The sequence below is a fragment of the Pelomonas candidula genome (assembly GCF_043555985.1).
Classification (GTDB): Bacteria; Pseudomonadota; Gammaproteobacteria; order Burkholderiales; family Burkholderiaceae_C; genus Pelomonas; species Pelomonas candidula.
In genome coordinates this window covers 50,291-65,796 of record NZ_JBIGIC010000018.1, presented here as the reverse complement: position 1 = coordinate 65,796, position 15,506 = coordinate 50,291, and the positions used below count along the sequence as shown (strand labels likewise).

Sequence of the window (15,506 nt, the reverse complement as noted above, 5' to 3'; positions counted from 1 at the left end):
CATGAACCGATTCCTTTCCAAGCTGCTCAGCCCCGTCGTGCTGGGCACGTTGGCCGTGCTGGTGCTGTCGGCCGTCATCTGGTGGGTGGGGCCGCTGATCGGCATCGGCGACCGCCGACCGCTCGACCCGACCTGGGTGCGCGTGCTGATCCTGGCACTGCTGTGGGCGGGCTGGATCGGGCGCCTCATCTGGAAGGCCTGGCGGCGCAAGCGCACGAATGCTGCGCTGATCCAGGGCATGAGCGGTGGCGCGACCGCCGGTGACCGCGAGGCCCAGGTGCTGGCCGAGCGCTTCGCCGAGGCGATGACACGGCTCAAGGGCGCGTCCGGCCGCTCGCTGCTGCAGCCGGGCGCCTACCTGTACGAGCTGCCCTGGTACATGTTCATCGGCGCGCCGGGCTCGGGCAAGACGACGGCACTGATGAACGCCGGCCTTCAGTTCCTGCTCGGCGACGGCAAGTCGGGCGCCGAGCTGCGCGGCGTCGGCGGCACGCGCAACTGCGACTGGTGGTTCACCCGCGAGGCCGTGCTCATCGACACCGCCGGCCGCTACACGCTGCAGGAGTCCGACGAGAAGGTCGACGCGCAGGCCTGGGACAGCTTCCTCGGCCTGCTGAAGAAGACCCGCCCGCGCCAGCCCATCAACGGCGTGATGCTGACGGTCAACGTTCAGGACCTGCTGCAGCAGGGCGCGCCCGAGCGCGCGCAGCACGCCGCCAAGCTGCGCGAGCGCCTGCACGAGCTGCAGACCAAGCTGGGCGTGCGCGCGCCGGTCTACGTGCTGGTGACCAAGGTCGACCTGATCGCCGGCTTCAACGAGAACTTCGCCGACCTGCCCAAGGAGGAGCGCGACCAGGTCTGGGGCTTCACGCTGCCCTGGCAGGACGGCGCGGCGGCCGACGTGACCGCCGCCTTCGACAGCGGCTACGCCGGCCTGGAGCAGCGCCTGGGCGAACGCATGCCAGAGCGCATGCTGGCCACGCGCGACCCGCAGCGCCGCGCTGCGGCCTTCGGCTTCCACCAGGAGTTCGCCGCGCTGCGCGGGCCGCTGCGGGAGTTTCTCGCCACCGTGTTCGCATCCGGCGGCAGCCTGCAGGCCACGCCGCCCGTGCGCGGCGTCTACTTCACCAGCGGCACGCAGGAAGGCACGCCCATCGACCGCGTCATGGGCGCGTTGGGCCGCAGCTTCGGCCTGACACGCCGCGCGTCGGCCAGCCTGGCCGGCCAGGGCCGCAGCTTCTTCCTGTCGCAGCTGCTGCACGAGCTGGTCTTCGCCGAGCGCGGCCTGGGCGTCTGGAACGCCGGTGCCGAGCGCCGCCGCCGCGTGCTGTACTGGTCCGGCGTGGCCGGGCTGGCGACGCTGTCGGTGGCGCTGCTGGTGGGCTGGGCCGTCAGCTACACGCGCAACGGCAGCTACGCCGAAGAGGTCGCTGCCGGTCTGCCCAAGGTGCAGCAAGAACTGGCCGCCGTGCCGCCGGCGCCGCAGGGCGACGTGTCGGTGGCGCTGAATGCGCTGACCGCGGCCCGCAACGCGGCCGTGCCGGCGGACTTCCCCGTCGAGCAGCCGCCCGTGCTGTCCACGCTCGGGCTCTACCAGGGCAACAAGCTCGACGCCGGCGCCCGCCTGGGCTACGAGCGCGCGCTGCCGCATGCGCTCGCGCCACGCATCGCCGCGCGGCTGCAGGAACGGCTGCGCGCCGCCAGCAAGGACAACCTCGAGAACGCGTACGAGGCGCTCAAGTCCTACCTGATGCTGTACTCGCCGAACCACTTCGACGCGGACAGCCTGCGCGCATGGATCGGCAGCGACTGGGACCAGCAGTACGCCCGCAGCCTGACCGCCGAGCAGCGCCAGCAACTGGACGCCCACCTCGACGCGCTGCTCGCGCTGGGTGCGCCGCCCGCCATCGCACCGATGGACCAGACCCTGGTGAGCAGCGTGCGCGAGATGCTGGTGGCCTACCCGCTGGAGTACCGCGTGTTCAGCCGCCTGAAGCGCCAGAGCCGCGGCAGCGACGCGCCGGAGTTCTCGGTGGCCTCGGCCGCCGGGCCGGACGCGGCCAAGGTCTTCACGCGGGCCAGCGGCGAGCCGCTGACGCGCGGCATCCCGGGCCTGTACACGCGCGACGGCTACCGCCGCAGCTTCCAGTCGTCGCTGGCGCTGGTGGCCAGCAAGCTCGCGGCCGAGGAGAGCTGGGTGCTGGGCGTACCGGCCGACCCGCAGCGCCAGAAGGACGCGCTGCTGGGCGACCAGCTCAACAACCGCGTGCGCCGGCTGTTCCTGGAGGAGTACATCAAGGTCTGGGACAAGTACCTGGCCGACGTGAAGCTGGTGCAGCTGGGCGGCCTGGCCGGCAGCATCGAGGCCTCGCGCCTGCTGGCCTCGCCCGACTCGCCGCTGACCAAGCTGACGCGCCGCATCGCCGAGGAAACGACGCTGGTGCCGCCGCCGGCCGCAGCGCCCAGTGGTCTCGCCGGCGCCGCAGCGGCGCTGAGCGACAAGGTCAAGCAGGCCAAGGCCGACGCGGCCGCGCTGTCCGACGGCGGTGCCGCCCCGGCGGCCGGTGGCGGTGTCGCGGTGGAGCAGATGGTCGACGACCACTTCGCCAACTACCGGCGCCTCGTCACCGGCAACCCGGCGCCCATCGACGACACGCGCAAGCTCTTCGAGGAGCTGAACCTGCAACTCGTGGCCATCGACGCCGCGCAAAAGAGCAAGGCCCCGCCGCCCGCCGGCGGTGGCGGCGGCGCCAAGCTGAAGGCCGCGGCCGGCCAGCAGCCGGACATGATCCGCGGCGTGCTGGAGACGCTGGCCGACGCGGGAGACCGTCAGGGCCGCAGTGCCGAGCGTGACCTGCTGACGGCCGATCTGCGGCCGGTCACCGAGTTCTGCCAGCGCGCCATCGCCAACCGCTACCCGTTCGCGGCCAACTCGCGTGCCGACGTGCTGCCCGAGGACTTCGGCCAGCTGTTCGGCAACGGCGGCATGCTGGACGACTTCTTCCAGCGCCGCCTGCAGCCGCTGGTCGACACCGGCACGGCCACCTGGACGTACAAGCCGCTGCCCGACGGCACACGCCCGCCAGCGCCTGCCGCGCTGGCCGAGTTCCAGCGCGCCGCGCGCATCCGCGAGGTGTTCTTCCGAGGCGGCGGCAAGGCACCGGGCTTCCGCGTCGATATCCGCGCCGGCGAGCTCGCCGACGGGCTGAAGGAGCTGAGCCTGGACATCGACGGCCAGCACCTGGTCTTCACGCCCGGCGGCACGGCGCAGACCATCACCTGGCCCAGCACACGCGTGGCCTCGCAGATCAAGGTCAACACGACGCCGGCACTGGCCACGCCGCTGATGTTCGAAGGCCCGTGGGCGCTGTTCCGGCTGTTCGAGCGCTTCGAGGTGCAGCCTGGCGCCCAGCCCGAGAAGTTCAGCGTGCTGCTGAACCTGGAAGGCCGCAAGGCCCGCCTGGACGTGACGGCTGCCAGCGTGTTCAACCCGTTCCGGCTGCGCGAGATCTCGCAGTTCCGCTGCCCGGGGGCGATGTGAGCGACGTCATCGCCGGCTGGCATGGCAAGCTGCCCAGCCTGGGCGACTTCGCCTCGCGCCGGCTCGAGCCCGACTTCGTCGCGTTCTGGGACGGCTGGCTCGCCGCCGGCCTCGCCGGCCTGCAGCAGCGCTCGCCGGCCGACTGGCTGCAGCACTACCTGGCCTGCCCGGCCTGGCGCTTCGTGCTGATGCCGGGCCTGCTGCCCGCGCCATTCGGCGACCGCGCCTGGGCCGGCGTGCTGATGCCATCGGTGGACCGCATCGGTCGCTACTTCCCGCTGACGCTGATCGCGCCGCTCGTCGAACCGCCGCACGGCGACGGCGAGCTGCGCACGCTGCTGAGCTGGCTGCACGACCTCGACGACCTGGCTGCCGACGCGCTGCAGGACGACTGGCCCGTCGACCGCCTCGAAGCCGAGCTGGCCCAGTGCCCCCGCCCCGGCTGGGACGTGCCGGCCACGCTGGCCGAGCTGCTGCCCGGCGGCGCGCCGTTCACCATCCACTCGGCCGCCGGCGCCGAAGCGATCATCGCGCTGGTCGCCGACGGCCAGTCGCAGGCCTGGCGCCACGCGGCGGCCGGCCACGCCTTCTGGTGGGCCGATGGCCAGTCGGGCGAGCCCCGCCTGCTGGTCACCCGCGGCCTGCCCTCCCCTGACGACATGCGGCTGCTGTTCGGCGCCGCGACCGCTGCCTCATGACCGCCAACGACGATGATCTGCCGACGCAGATCCAGCCCAGCCCAGCGCCCTTCAACAAGACGCAGCAGGTCGCGGCACCGACGCCTCAGCCCAGCAGCGCCGCCGCGATGAGCGACGGCAACTCGCTGCCCGTCGGCACGCGGCTGGCCGAGTTCGAGCTGACGCGCACGCTGGGCGAAGGCGGCTTCGGCATCGTCTACCTGGCGCTGGACCACTCGCTGCAACGCAAGGTCGCGCTGAAGGAATACATGCCGTCGCAGCTGGCCTCGCGCGGCGCCGGCACCAGCGTCAGCGTCAAGGCCGAGCGCTATCGCGACACCTTCGAAGCCGGCCTGAAGAGCTTCATCAACGAGGCCCGCCTGCTGGCCCAGTTCGACCACCCGGCGCTGGTCAAGGTCTACCGCTTCTGGGAGGCCAACGGCACGGCCTACATGGTCATGCCGTTCTACGAGGGCCAGACGCTGAAGGACACGCTGAAGGCCCTGCCCGGCCCGCCGGACGAGGCCTGGCTGCGCGGCCTCTTGAGCCCGCTGTCGGAGGCGCTCAAGGTCATCCACGGCGAGCAGTGCTTCCACCGCGACATCGCGCCCGACAACATCATCCTGCTCGGCGGCCTGCACACGCGGCCGCTGCTGCTGGACTTCGGCGCCGCGCGCCGCGTCATCAGCGACATGACGCAGGCCCTCACGGTCATCCTCAAGCCCGGCTACGCGCCGCTGGAGCAGTACGCCGAAGTGCCGCACATGAAGCAGGGCCCATGGACCGACATCTACGCGCTGGCGGCCGTCGTCTACTTCGCCATCACGCGCCGCACGCCGCCGCCGTCGGTGGGCCGCATGATGGGCGACACCTACCAGCCGCTGCGCCAGTTGGTGGCTGGCCAGTACAGCGACAGCTTCCTGCACGCCATCGATCGCGCGCTGTCGGTGAAGCCCGAAGATCGCCCGCAGAGCATCGCGGAGCTGATCGCCGAGCTGGACCGCCCCGCCCCCGCCGCCCACGCAACGCTGCCGGACGACTTCGGGCAGGACGACGACAAGACCATCATCCGGCCCGTGCGCCCGCCGGTCGCCGGCGCTCCGGTGGCAGATCCTCTGGCGGGCTTTGGCAATGCCGCGCCAGCACCGACCGGTACGGTGTCGACGCCCCGTGCTGCCGCCACGCCATCACCGGCACCGCTGGCCGAGCCTGCCAAGGTGTCGTCGCGTACGCCGCTGTACGCCGGGCTCGGCGCGCTGGGGCTCGTCGCCGTGGGCGTGGTGGCGTATCTGTCGCTCACGTCGACTCCGCCCAGGCGCAACGCCCCAGAAACAGCGCCCCCCATCACCGCATCACCGCCGGCACCGTCCGCCAGCGTCGCCGAAACGCCTGTCGCGGCGGCGCCCGTGCAAGCTCCCGCGCCCGCCGCCGTCACCAGCATCGACCCGAACACAGACTTCGAGCGCATCCTGGCCGGCCAGAGCGCCGGATTCAAGGTGGAGCTCGCGGCCAAGAAGACGCAGCTGCGCATCGGCCACGACCGGCTTGCGTTCACGCTGCGCTCCGAGCGCGACGGCTACTACCACGTGCTCGCACTGGGCCCTGACGGCACCTTGATCCAGCTGATGCCCAACACCGTGCTGACCCAGCACCGTATCAAGGCCGGCCAGACCCTCACGTTGCCGGGCCCGGCTATGCCGCTGGACGTCAGCCCGCCTGCCGGCGCCGAGCAGCTGTTCGTCGTCGTGTCCGCCACGCCGCGCGACCTGACAGGGCTCAAGATCGGCGTGGACAGCGGCCTGACCGAACTCGCCGTCGGCACCACAGCTGCCACCATGCTGGGCGAGCAGGCCGGCCGCCAGCCCGCCTACCTGGGCCGCGCCGTCTGCGCTGGCGGCGGCGACTGCAGCCAGGACTACGGCGCGGCGAAGCTGGTCTTCGACATCGTGCAGTGACCTCAGGCTCCGGCCATCCCAGCCGCGGGCGCAGACGCAAAAAAGCCCGCACGAGGCGGGCTTTGCAGATCAGCGAAAGCTGAACTTATTCGACGGCTTCGCCGGCGGTCTCGCCTTCGGCGCGGTCCACCAGTTCGACGAAGGCCATGGGCGCGTTGTCGCCGACACGGAAGCCCATCTTCAGGATGCGGGTGTAGCCGCCCGGACGAGCCGCAAAGCGCGGGCCCAGCACGTTGAACAGCTTGGTGACGATGTCGCGGTCACGCAGGCGGTCGAAAGCCAGGCGGCGGTTGGCCAGCGTGGGTTCCTTGGCGAGCGTGATCAGGGGCTCAACGACGCGACGCAGTTCCTTGGCCTTGGGGACCGTGGTCTTGATGGCTTCGTGCTCGAGCAGCGAAACGCACATGTTGCGCAGCATGGCAGCGCGGTGGGCGCTGGTACGGTTGAGTTTGCGGAGGCCGTTACGGTGACGCATGGTGCTTTTCCTTTCACTTCATTAATGCCGCCAGCCGGATCAGGTACTGGCGGGTGCACCGGGTGGCGTTGGTCAGCGCGCCACCCACTTAAAAATCAACGCTTGTCGAGACCTTGGGGAGGCCAGTTCTCGAGACGCGCGCCCAAGGTCAGACCGCGCGAAGCGAGGACTTCCTTGATTTCGTTGAGCGACTTGCGACCCAGGTTCGGGGTCTTCAGCAGCTCGGTCTCGGTGCGCTGGATCAGGTCGCCGATGTAGTAGATGTTTTCGGCCTTCAGGCAGTTGGCCGAACGCACGGTCAGTTCGAGCTCGTCGACCGGGCGCAGCAGGATCGGGTCGAAGCTGCTGGAGCGCTGGGCCGGCTGGTCGAAGGCGTCGACCAGGTCGGTGCCTTGCAACTGGGCGAAGACGGCCAGTTGCTCAACCAGGATCTTGGCCGAAGCACGGATCGCTTCCTCGGGCGAGATGGCGCCGTTGGTTTCGATTTCCATGACCAGCTTGTCCAGGTCGGTACGCTGCTCGACGCGGGCGTTTTCGACGGCGTAGCTGACGCGCTTGACGGGCGAGAACGAGGCGTCGAGGACGATGCGGCCGATGCTCTTGGTCGGCTCGTCGCCGAAGCGGCGCATCGTGCCGGGCACGTAGCCACGGCCCTTTTCAACCTTGATCTGCATATCCAGCTTGCCGCCTTGCGACAGGTGGGCAATGACGTGCTCGGGGTTGATGATCTCAACGTCGTGCGGGGTCTGGATGTCGGCCGCGGTGACGGGGCCTTCGCCTTCCTTGCGCAGGACCAGGGTCACTTCTTCACGGTTGTGCAGGCGGAAGACGACGCCCTTGAGGTTCAGCATGATGTGAACCACGTCCTCTTGCACGCCGTCGATGGCCGAGTACTCGTGGAGCACGCCAGCAATCGTCACTTCCGTCGGCGCATACCCCACCATCGACGAGAGCAGCACACGGCGCAGGGCGTTGCCCAGGGTGTGACCGTAGCCGCGTTCGAACGGCTCCAGCGTGACCTTGGCGCGATGACCGCCCAGGGGCTCCACGTTGATGGACTTGGGTTTGAGCAAGTTGGTTTGCATGAGGTCTTTCTTTCAATACCCTCGGTTCGTTACACCGATAAGGCTGAGGACCAGCCGGGCAGAGCCTTCGAAGGGCTTTGAGGCCCGGACGAGGAAACGCCGACCGCGCCCGGATGGGCGTGATCGGCGGGGGGAAACATTAACGCGAGTACAACTCGACGATCAGCGATTCGTTGATCTCGGCACCGAACTCATCGCGGTCCGGAGCCTTCTTGAACACGCCTTCGAGCTTGGTGCCGTCAACGGCAACCCAGGCCGGCAGGCCGATGGAATCGGCCAGCTTGAAGGACTCGGTCACGCGCAGCTGCTTCTTGGCCTTTTCGCGCACGGCGACGGTGTCACCGGCCTTGACCATGTAGGAAGCGATGTTGACGACCTCGCCGTTCACGACGATGCCCTTGTGCGAAACCAGCTGACGAGCCTCGGCGCGGGTCGAGCCGAAGCCCATGCGGTAGACGACGTTGTCCAGACGCGATTCCAGCAGTTGCAGCAGGTTCACGCCGGTCGAGCCCTTGCGGCGCTCGGCTTCGGCAAAGTAGCGGCGGAACTGACGCTCCAGCACGCCATACATGCGCTTGACCTTCTGCTTTTCACGCAGTTGCAGGCCGAAGTCAGAAGTGCGCTGACCCGAGGTGCGACCGTGCTGGCCGGGCTTGCTGTCGAACTTGACCTTGTCGCTGATGGCGCGACGGGCGCTCTTCAGGTAGAGGTCGGTGCCTTCGCGGCGGGAAAGTTTGCCCTTGGGGCCGAGGTAGCGTGCCACTTTGAGTGTCCTTGTTCAATCTAACGCCAGGGTTGCCTGACGCGAGTCCAGCCGGTGTTGTTGTGGGCTTGGACGGTGGGCTTGTGAGCCGTCGCCAAATGGGATCGGCTCAAAACTGAAGCCGGCGCGGCACTGAAGTGCCCGCCGGCTCCGGGAAAGCGCGCGATTATCGCACCGTCATCCGAATCTGCAATATCCCTGTCACCAGAGGGTGAAGGAGCTCAGATACGGCGACGCTTTTGCGGACGGCAGCCGTTGTGCGGCACCGGCGTCACGTCAGAGATCGAGTTGATGCGGATGCCGAGCGCAGCCAGGGCACGCACCGACGACTCACGACCCGGGCCAGGGCCCTTGATCTTGACGTCCAGGTTCTTGATGCCCTGCTCTTGAGCGGCACGGCCTGCCACTTCAGCCGCCACCTGGGCTGCGAAGGGGGTCGACTTGCGCGAGCCCTTGAAGCCCTGGCCGCCCGACGAAGCCCAGGACAGGGCGCCGCCTTGACGGTCGGTGATGGTGATGATGGTGTTGTTGAACGAAGCGTGGACATGCGCGATGCCGTCAGCAACGTTCTTGCGGACCTTCTTGCGAACCCGCTGAGCCGCCGAATTGTTGGGAGCCTTTGCCATATTGACCTTCTTTCAGTTCGGGCAGCTTACTTCTTGCCGGTCGCGGCCGACTTGCGCGGACCCTTGCGGGTGCGGGCGTTCGTGCGGGTGCGCTGGCCGCGCATCGGCAGGCCACGGCGATGACGGAAGCCACGGTAGCAGCCGAGGTCCATCAGACGCTTGATGTTGATGGACTGCTCACGGCGCAGGTCACCTTCGATGGTCAGCTTGTTGACCTCGTCACGGATCTTTTCGAGATCGCCGTCGGTCAGGTCCTTGACCTTCTTGTCGAACGGGATGCCGCAAGTCGTGCAGATCTTCTGGGCGGTCGTACGGCCAATGCCGTAGATCGAGGTCAGACCGATCTCAGTGTGCTTTTGCGGCGGAATGTTGATACCAGCAATACGTGCCATGGTGGTCCTCTAGTCCTGTCGTGCGGCCAATCAGCCCTGGCGCTGCTTGTGGCGCGGGTCGGTGCAGATCACACGCACCACGCCCTTGCGGCGGATGATCTTGCAATTGCGGCACATCTGCTTCACGGATGCCGAAACTTTCATGGTCTGCTCCTTGGCCTACTCTTTTGCGCTCTAGTCGCGTTCCCGGGGATTCAAAAAGCTCACTTCGCCCGGAACACGATGCGAGCACGACTCAAATCGTAGGGCGTCAATTCCACGGTCACTTTGTCGCCAGGCAGGATGCGGATGTAATGCATCCGCATCTTGCCGGAGATATGACCGAGAACGACATGCCCGTTCTCCAACTTCACACGAAACGTTGCGTTGGGGAGGTTCTCCAGAATCTCACCCTGCATCTGAATGACGTCGTCTTTCGACATGTCTGCGCTTCGTGTGGGTTAAATCAAATTCTTCCCATGTACAGCTCCCGACCCTCAGTTGGGCTTGAAGCTGGCCTTCTTCAGCAGTGATTCGTACTGCTGACTCATGATGTAGCTCTGAACCTGAGCCCAAAAGTCCATCGTCACGACGACGATGATCAACAGGGACGTGCCACCAAAATAGAACGGCACGTTGTACTTCAGCGTCAGGAACTCGGGCAACAGACAGACCAGCGTGATGTAGATCGCACCAGCCAGCGTCAGTCGCGAAAGGATCTTGTCGATGTGCTTCGCGGTCTGCTCACCAGGGCGAATGCCCGGGATGAACGCGCCACTCTTCTTCAGGTTGTCCGCCGTCTCACGGCTGTTGAACACCAGCGCCGTGTAGAAGAAGCAGAAGAACACGATCGCCGCCGAATACAGCAGGACGTAGATCGGCTGTCCCGGGCTGATCATGCCCGCGATGTCCTTCAGCCAGCGCAGGCCGTCACCGGTCGCAAACCAACTCACCACCGTGGTCGGCAGCAGGATGATCGACGACGCGAAGATCGGCGGGATCACGCCCGACATGTTCAGCTTCAAGGGCAGGTGCGACGACTGGCCACCATAGACCTTATTGCCGACCTGGCGCTTGGCGTAGTTCACCAGGATCTTGCGCTGACCACGTTCGACGAACACGACGGCGTAGGTCACCAGCACGATCAGCGTGATCACCACCAGCGCCGAGCCGTAGCCCATCGCACCGGTACGCACCAGCTCGAACAGGCCACCGATCGCACCCGGCAAACCTGCGGCGATACCGCCGAAGATCAGGATCGAGATGCCATTGCCCAGACCACGCTCGGTGATCTGTTCGCCCAGCCACATCAGGAACATCGTGCCTGCCACCAGGCTGGAAACCGCGGTGAGGCGGAAACCAAAGCCAGGGTTCAGTACCAGACCGGCAGAGCCTTCCAGCGCCAGCGCGATCGACAGACTCTGAAACAGAGCCAGACCCAGCGTCGCATAACGCGTGTACTGAGTGATCTTGCGACGGCCTGCCTCGCCTTCCTTCTTCAGCTGTTCCAGCGTCGGGACCACGTAGGTCATCAACTGCAGCACGATGGAAGCCGAGATGTACGGCGTGATGCCCAACGCGAACACGGTGAAGCGCGACAGCGCGCCGCCCGAGAACATGTTGAACAGGCTCAGGATGCCACCGGCCTGACCCTTGAAGAATTGGGCCAACTGGTTCGGGTCGATACCGGGCACCGGGATATGCGCCCCGATGCGGTAGACGACCAGAGCCAGCAGCAGGAACACAAGACGGCGACGCAGGTCGCCGAACTTGCCGCTCTTGGCCAGCTGATTCGCGTTGGTAGCCACGCTGGATCAGTTCCCTGATTAAGCGACCGAGCCGCCCGCTGCCTCGATGGCCGCCTTGGCGCCCTTCGTGGCGTTCACGCCCTTCAGCGTGACCTTGCGCTCGATGGCGCCAGCCAGGATGACCTTGACCGACTTGGCCAGTTGGGGCACCAGGCCGACAGCCTTCAGCGTCGACACGTCGATCTCTTCACCAGCCAGACCTTGCAGGTCGGTCAGCGTGATCTCGGCGTTGTACTTCAGCGTCAGCGACTTGAAGCCACGCTTGGGCAGGCGACGCTGCAGCGGCATCTGGCCGCCTTCGAAGCCGACCTTGTGGTAGCCACCAGCGCGGGACTTCTGACCCTTGTGACCGCGACCGGCGGTCTTGCCCAGGCCGGAGCCGATGCCGCGGCCGACACGGCGCTTGGCATGCTTGGCGCCCTCTGCGGGCTTGATCGTGTTGAGTTCCATCGTCTTGTCCTCGATGTGCGTGGCGCTTACAGCACCTGCACCAGATAGGCGATCTTGTTGATCATGCCGCGCACGGCGGGCGTGTCTTCCAGCGTGGACTGGCTGTTCAGCTTGCGCAGACCCAGGCCGACCACGGTGGCACGGTGCGAGGCGCGGCAGCCGATGGGGCTACGCACCAGCTTGACCGTCACGGTTTTCTTGTCAGACATCTTGTGCTCCGCTCTGGCGATCAGTTGAAGAGTTCTTCAACCGTCTTGCCGCGCTTGGCAGCGACTTCCGACGCCGTCGTCGAACGCTTCAGGGCGTCCAGCGTGGCGCGGACCATGTTGTAAGGGTTGGTCGAACCGTGGCTCTTGGTCACGATGTCGGTCACGCCCATCACTTCGAAGACAGCACGCATCGGGCCGCCGGCGATGACGCCGGTACCGGCAGGAGCCGGAGCCATGATGACGTGAGCAGCACCGTGCTCGCCCACCACGTTGTGGTGAATGGTGCCGTTCTTCAGGTTGACCTTGATCATGTTGCGGCGGGCCGATTCCATGGCCTTCTGCACTGCGACCGGCACTTCCTTGGCCTTGCCCTTGCCCATGCCGATGCGGCCATCGCCATCACCGACCACGGTCAGAGCAGCGAAGGACAGCGTACGGCCGCCCTTGACCACCTTGGTGACGCGGTTGACCGCGATCATCTTTTCCTTCAGGCCGTCGTCGTTGCCTTCAGCCTGCGCGCCGCGGGGTTGAAACTTTGCCATTTCCTATTCCTTGATGCGTCAGAACTGCAGGCCGGCTTCGCGGGCTGCTTCGGCCAGTGCCTTGACACGACCGTGGTAGGCGAAACCCGAGCGGTCGAAGGCAACCTTGTCGACGCCGGCAGCCTTGGCCTTCTCGGCGATCAGCTTGCCGACCAGCGTGGCAGCGGCGACGTTGCCGCCATTGCTCACCTGTTCGCGAACCGACTTCTCGGCCGTCGAGGCCGCAGCCAGCACCTTGTCGCCATCTTCCGAGACGACTTGGGCGTAGATGTGCAGGTTGGAGCGGAACACCGTCAGACGGGCGACGCGCTGGATCGCAATGCGAGCGCGGGTCTGGCGCGAACGACGCAGGCGTTGTTCTTTCTTGGTCATCATGGCGCTGCTCCTTACTTCTTCTTGGTCTCTTTGAGGGAGACCTTCTCATCCGAGTAACGGATGCCCTTGCCCTTGTACGGCTCGGGCGGGCGGAAGGCACGCACCTCGGCGGCGATCTGGCCGACGACCTGGCGGTCAGCGCCCTTGATGAGGATTTCGGTCTGGGTGGGGCACTCGACCTTGATGCCGGCCGGCATGTCCTTCACCACAGGGTGAGAGAAACCGATCTGCAGGTTGAGCTTCTGACCCTGGGCCTGAGCACGGAAGCCCACGCCGACCAGGTTCAGCTTCTTCTCGAAGCCCTTGCTGACGCCGTTGACCATGTTGGCCACCAGGGCGCGCATCGTGCCGCTCATCGCATCGGCTTCGGCCGAATCGTTGGCGGGCACGAAGCTCAGCTTGCCAGCTTCGTTCTTGACATTCACCAGGCCGTTCGCGGGACGCACCAGCGTACCGAGCGAGCCCTTGACGCTGATCGACTCAGCGCCGACGGTCACATCCACGCCTTGCGGGAGGATGACCGGCATTTTTCCAACGCGGGACATTGTTCCTACTCCTTCGCTTAGGCGACGTAGCAGAGGACTTCGCCGCCGATGCCGGCAGCGCGAGCCTTGCGGTCCGTCATGACGCCTTGCGGGGTCGTGACGATCGCCACGCCCAGGCCATTCATGACCTGAGGAATGTCGTGGCGGCCCTTGTAGATGCGCAGACCGGGGCGGCTGACGCGCTCGATACGTTCGATGACCGGACGGCCAGCGTAGTACTTCAGCGAGATTTCCAGTTCCGGACGGGTAGCTTCGCCGCGCACGGCGAAATCGTCGATATAGCCTTCGTCCTTCAGGACCTTGGCAATCGCCACCTTCAGCTTGGACGACGGCATGGCAACGCTCGTCTTCTCGACGATTTGCGCATTGCGGATGCGGGTCAGCATATCGGCGATGGGATCACTCATGCTCATTTGCGATATCTCCTATCAGCCGATGATTACCAGCTGGCCTTGACGACACCGGGGATGTCGCCCTTGAAGGCCAGTTCACGGATCTTGTTACGGGCCAGGCCGAACTTGCGGAAGGTGCCACGCGGACGACCGGTCAGCTCGCAGCGGTTGCGCAGGCGAGTGGGGTAGGCATTGCGAGGCAGCTTTTGCAGCTCGAGGCGAGCGGCGTAGCGCTCTTCCTCGGACTTCTTGCTGTCGTCGATGATGGCCTTCAGTTCCGCGTACTTCTTGGAGAACTTGGCGACCAGCGCTTCGCGCTTCAGCTCACGTTGTTTGATCGAGAGTTTTGCCACGGGTCACCTCAGTTCTTGAACGGAAACTTGAACGCAGCCAGCAGAGCCTTGGCTTCGTCGTCCGTCTTGGCAGTCGTCGTGATGCTGATGTTCAGACCACGCAGAGCATCCACCTTGTCGTACTCGATCTCGGGGAAGATGATTTGCTCTTTGACGCCGATGTTGTAGTTGCCACGGCCGTCGAACGAACGGCCGGAGATACCACGGAAGTCGCGAACGCGCGGCAGCGCGATCGTCACGAAGCGGTCCAGGAATTCATACATCTGGACGCCGCGCAGGGTCACCATCGCACCGATGGGCACGTTGTCGCGAATCTTGAAGCCGGCGATGGCCTTCTTGGACTTGGTGACCACGGGCTTCTGGCCAGCGATCTTGGTCAGGTCGCCCACGGCGTGGTCCATGACCTTCTTGTCGGCGACCGCCTCGCTCACGCCCATGTTCAGCGTGATCTTGGTGATGCGCGGCACTTCCATGACCGACTTGTAGCCAAACTTCTCAGTCAGGCTGGGCACGATTTTTTCGCGGTAATGCGTTTGCAGACGAGCCATGTCGAACCCCTTAAGCCTTGATCTCTTCGCCGGTCGACTTGTAGACGCGCACCCGCTTGCCGTCGACGAGCTTGACGCCCACGCGATCGGCCTTGCCGGAGGCGGCGTTGAAGATCGCCACGTTGGATTGATGGATGGGCATAGTCTTGTCGACGACGCCGCCGGTGGTGCCCTTCATGGGGTTGGGCTTGACGTGCTTCTTGACGACGTTGACGCCGTCGACCACCACGTGGTCAGCATCAGTGCGAGCGGACACGGTGCCGCGCTTGCCTTTGTCGCGGCCGGTCAACACGATGACCTGGTCGCCGGTACGAATCTTGTTCATGGCTTACCTCAGACAGTCGGTGCTCAGAGCACCTCGGGGGCCAGCGACACGATCTTCATGAAGCGCTCGGTGCGCAGTTCACGCGTGACCGGGCCGAAGATGCGGGTGCCGATCGGCTCCAGCTTGGCATTGAGCAGCACGGCGGCATTGCCGTCGAACTTGACGAGCGAGCCGTCCTGACGGCGCACACCCTTGGCGGTACGGACCACCACGGCGCTGTAGACCTCACCCTTCTTCACGCGACCACGCGGCGCAGCTTCTTTGATGCTGACCTTGATGATGTCGCCAATGTGCGCATAGCGGCGCTTGGAGCCGCCCAGCACCTTGATGCACTGAACGGACTTGGCGCCAGTGTTGTCCGCGACATCAAGCCGCGATTGCATTTGGATCATGTCTGTCCCCAACTTGCCCCGAGTTGCCTGCTTTTCAGCGCGACGCGTCGGTCAGTCTTGGGCCCGTATGTCGA

General features: G+C 65.9%; 21 protein-coding genes. 3 read left to right on the top strand and 18 right to left on the bottom strand.

Features of this window, described 5'->3' with window-relative positions:
• Position 1: 1 nt before the first annotated feature.
• From tssM to ACG04R_RS25830, 3 genes are read left to right on the top strand one after another with little or no spacing between them, the layout of a single operon-like run.
• Positions 2–3,541, top strand: coding sequence for a type VI secretion system membrane subunit TssM (gene tssM / locus ACG04R_RS25840; protein WP_394416878.1), 3,540 nt, complete (start codon positions 2–4; stop codon positions 3,539–3,541).
• Positions 3,538–4,239 carry a type VI secretion system-associated protein TagF gene (gene tagF / locus ACG04R_RS25835; RefSeq protein WP_394416876.1) on the top strand — a complete coding sequence of 234 codons (702 nt, stop codon included), beginning with the start codon at positions 3,538–3,540 and terminating at the stop codon, positions 4,237–4,239. The genes tssM and tagF overlap by 4 nt, the downstream gene beginning before the upstream one ends.
• The gene (locus ACG04R_RS25830; RefSeq protein WP_394416874.1) at positions 4,236–6,173 is read left to right on the top strand and encodes a protein kinase domain-containing protein; all 1,938 of its coding nucleotides are present in this window, start codon (positions 4,236–4,238) and stop codon (positions 6,171–6,173) included. Before tagF ends, ACG04R_RS25830 begins: the two co-directional genes overlap by 4 nt.
• 85 nt (positions 6,174–6,258) lie before the next feature.
• On the opposite strand, the gene rplQ is transcribed toward ACG04R_RS25830, so the two are convergent.
• The 18 genes from rplQ to rplN form a co-directional block, all read right to left on the bottom strand.
• A complete protein-coding gene (gene rplQ, locus ACG04R_RS25825) occupies positions 6,259–6,648 on the bottom strand; it encodes a 50S ribosomal protein L17 (protein WP_394416872.1) in 390 nt (129 codons plus the stop codon).
• 95 nt (positions 6,649–6,743) lie between these two features.
• The gene (locus ACG04R_RS25820; protein ID WP_056194188.1) at positions 6,744–7,733 is read right to left on the bottom strand and encodes a DNA-directed RNA polymerase subunit alpha; all 990 of its coding nucleotides are present in this window, start codon (positions 7,731–7,733) and stop codon (positions 6,744–6,746) included.
• A 139-nt stretch (positions 7,734–7,872) separates the two neighbouring features.
• Complete coding sequence (gene rpsD / locus ACG04R_RS25815) at positions 7,873–8,496, bottom strand: 30S ribosomal protein S4 (protein ID WP_394416870.1); 624 nt, start codon at positions 8,494–8,496, stop codon at positions 7,873–7,875.
• Between the two features lie 221 nt (positions 8,497–8,717).
• The gene (rpsK, locus tag ACG04R_RS25810) at positions 8,718–9,122 is read right to left on the bottom strand and encodes a 30S ribosomal protein S11 (RefSeq protein WP_056194196.1); all 405 of its coding nucleotides are present in this window, start codon (positions 9,120–9,122) and stop codon (positions 8,718–8,720) included.
• A gap of 26 nt (positions 9,123–9,148) precedes the next feature.
• Positions 9,149–9,514 carry a 30S ribosomal protein S13 gene (rpsM, locus tag ACG04R_RS25805; RefSeq protein WP_268154334.1) on the bottom strand — a complete coding sequence of 122 codons (366 nt, stop codon included), beginning with the start codon at positions 9,512–9,514 and terminating at the stop codon, positions 9,149–9,151.
• A 30-nt stretch (positions 9,515–9,544) separates the two neighbouring features.
• On the bottom strand, positions 9,545–9,658 hold the full coding sequence (gene rpmJ / locus ACG04R_RS25800; protein ID WP_056194202.1) for a 50S ribosomal protein L36: 114 nt from the start codon (positions 9,656–9,658) through the stop codon (positions 9,545–9,547).
• Between the two features lie 59 nt (positions 9,659–9,717).
• Complete coding sequence (gene infA, locus ACG04R_RS25795; protein WP_011830996.1) at positions 9,718–9,936, bottom strand: translation initiation factor IF-1; 219 nt, start codon at positions 9,934–9,936, stop codon at positions 9,718–9,720.
• A gap of 54 nt (positions 9,937–9,990) precedes the next feature.
• Positions 9,991–11,301 (bottom strand): preprotein translocase subunit SecY, encoded by a 1,311-nt coding sequence (gene secY, locus ACG04R_RS25790; protein ID WP_394416867.1) that lies wholly within the window; start codon positions 11,299–11,301, stop codon positions 9,991–9,993.
• A gap of 18 nt (positions 11,302–11,319) precedes the next feature.
• Entirely contained in the window at positions 11,320–11,751 is a 432-nt protein-coding gene (rplO, locus tag ACG04R_RS25785) for a 50S ribosomal protein L15 (RefSeq protein ID WP_394416865.1), read from the bottom strand.
• Positions 11,752–11,777: 26 nt separating this feature from the next.
• Positions 11,778–11,960 carry a 50S ribosomal protein L30 gene (gene rpmD / locus ACG04R_RS25780; RefSeq protein ID WP_056877725.1) on the bottom strand — a complete coding sequence of 61 codons (183 nt, stop codon included), beginning with the start codon at positions 11,958–11,960 and terminating at the stop codon, positions 11,778–11,780.
• Positions 11,961–11,980: 20 nt separating this feature from the next.
• The gene (gene rpsE / locus ACG04R_RS25775) at positions 11,981–12,502 is read right to left on the bottom strand and encodes a 30S ribosomal protein S5 (protein WP_394416863.1); all 522 of its coding nucleotides are present in this window, start codon (positions 12,500–12,502) and stop codon (positions 11,981–11,983) included.
• A gap of 18 nt (positions 12,503–12,520) precedes the next feature.
• On the bottom strand, positions 12,521–12,877 hold the full coding sequence (gene rplR, locus ACG04R_RS25770) for a 50S ribosomal protein L18 (protein WP_394416861.1): 357 nt from the start codon (positions 12,875–12,877) through the stop codon (positions 12,521–12,523).
• Between the two features lie 11 nt (positions 12,878–12,888).
• Positions 12,889–13,422: a 50S ribosomal protein L6 gene (gene rplF, locus ACG04R_RS25765; RefSeq protein ID WP_394416859.1), complete on the bottom strand. Its 534-nt coding sequence runs from the start codon at positions 13,420–13,422 to the stop codon at positions 12,889–12,891.
• Between the two features lie 17 nt (positions 13,423–13,439).
• On the bottom strand, positions 13,440–13,835 hold the full coding sequence (gene rpsH, locus ACG04R_RS25760; RefSeq protein ID WP_394416857.1) for a 30S ribosomal protein S8: 396 nt from the start codon (positions 13,833–13,835) through the stop codon (positions 13,440–13,442).
• A gap of 26 nt (positions 13,836–13,861) precedes the next feature.
• Positions 13,862–14,167, bottom strand: a complete 306-nt coding sequence (gene rpsN / locus ACG04R_RS25755) for a 30S ribosomal protein S14 (protein ID WP_394416855.1) — start codon at positions 14,165–14,167, stop codon at positions 13,862–13,864.
• A gap of 8 nt (positions 14,168–14,175) precedes the next feature.
• On the bottom strand, positions 14,176–14,715 hold the full coding sequence (gene rplE / locus ACG04R_RS25750) for a 50S ribosomal protein L5 (RefSeq protein ID WP_268169246.1): 540 nt from the start codon (positions 14,713–14,715) through the stop codon (positions 14,176–14,178).
• A 10-nt stretch (positions 14,716–14,725) separates the two neighbouring features.
• Entirely contained in the window at positions 14,726–15,040 is a 315-nt protein-coding gene (gene rplX, locus ACG04R_RS25745) for a 50S ribosomal protein L24 (RefSeq protein ID WP_394416853.1), read from the bottom strand.
• A gap of 23 nt (positions 15,041–15,063) precedes the next feature.
• The gene (gene rplN, locus ACG04R_RS25740) at positions 15,064–15,432 is read right to left on the bottom strand and encodes a 50S ribosomal protein L14 (RefSeq protein ID WP_056194233.1); all 369 of its coding nucleotides are present in this window, start codon (positions 15,430–15,432) and stop codon (positions 15,064–15,066) included.
• Positions 15,433–15,506: the final 74 nt, after the last annotated feature.

Bases quoted from the DNA above. Each gene is read 5' to 3' on its own strand.
- tssM (WP_394416878.1), top strand. From the start codon at position 2: ATGAACCGATTCCTTTCCAAGCTGCTCAGCCCCGTCGTGCTGGGCACG.
- ACG04R_RS25830 (WP_394416874.1), top strand. From the start codon at position 4,236: ATGACCGCCAACGACGATGATCTGCCGACGCAGATCCAGCCCAGCCCA.
- rplQ (WP_394416872.1), bottom strand. From the start codon at position 6,648: ATGCGTCACCGTAACGGCCTCCGCAAACTCAACCGTACCAGCGCCCAC.
- ACG04R_RS25820 (WP_056194188.1), bottom strand. From the start codon at position 7,733: ATGCAAACCAACTTGCTCAAACCCAAGTCCATCAACGTGGAGCCCCTG.
- rpsK (WP_056194196.1), bottom strand. From the start codon at position 9,122: ATGGCAAAGGCTCCCAACAATTCGGCGGCTCAGCGGGTTCGCAAGAAG.
- rpsM (WP_268154334.1), bottom strand. From the start codon at position 9,514: ATGGCACGTATTGCTGGTATCAACATTCCGCCGCAAAAGCACACTGAG.
- rpmJ (WP_056194202.1), bottom strand. From the start codon at position 9,658: ATGAAAGTTTCGGCATCCGTGAAGCAGATGTGCCGCAATTGCAAGATC.
- infA (WP_011830996.1), bottom strand. From the start codon at position 9,936: ATGTCGAAAGACGACGTCATTCAGATGCAGGGTGAGATTCTGGAGAAC.
- rplO (WP_394416865.1), bottom strand. From the start codon at position 11,751: ATGGAACTCAACACGATCAAGCCCGCAGAGGGCGCCAAGCATGCCAAG.
- rpmD (WP_056877725.1), bottom strand. From the start codon at position 11,960: ATGTCTGACAAGAAAACCGTGACGGTCAAGCTGGTGCGTAGCCCCATC.
- rpsE (WP_394416863.1), bottom strand. From the start codon at position 12,502: ATGGCAAAGTTTCAACCCCGCGGCGCGCAGGCTGAAGGCAACGACGAC.
- rplR (WP_394416861.1), bottom strand. From the start codon at position 12,877: ATGATGACCAAGAAAGAACAACGCCTGCGTCGTTCGCGCCAGACCCGC.
- rplF (WP_394416859.1), bottom strand. From the start codon at position 13,422: ATGTCCCGCGTTGGAAAAATGCCGGTCATCCTCCCGCAAGGCGTGGAT.
- rpsH (WP_394416857.1), bottom strand. From the start codon at position 13,835: ATGAGCATGAGTGATCCCATCGCCGATATGCTGACCCGCATCCGCAAT.
- rplE (WP_268169246.1), bottom strand. From the start codon at position 14,715: ATGGCTCGTCTGCAAACGCATTACCGCGAAAAAATCGTGCCCAGCCTG.
- rplX (WP_394416853.1), bottom strand. From the start codon at position 15,040: ATGAACAAGATTCGTACCGGCGACCAGGTCATCGTGTTGACCGGCCGC.
- rplN (WP_056194233.1), bottom strand. From the start codon at position 15,432: ATGATCCAAATGCAATCGCGGCTTGATGTCGCGGACAACACTGGCGCC.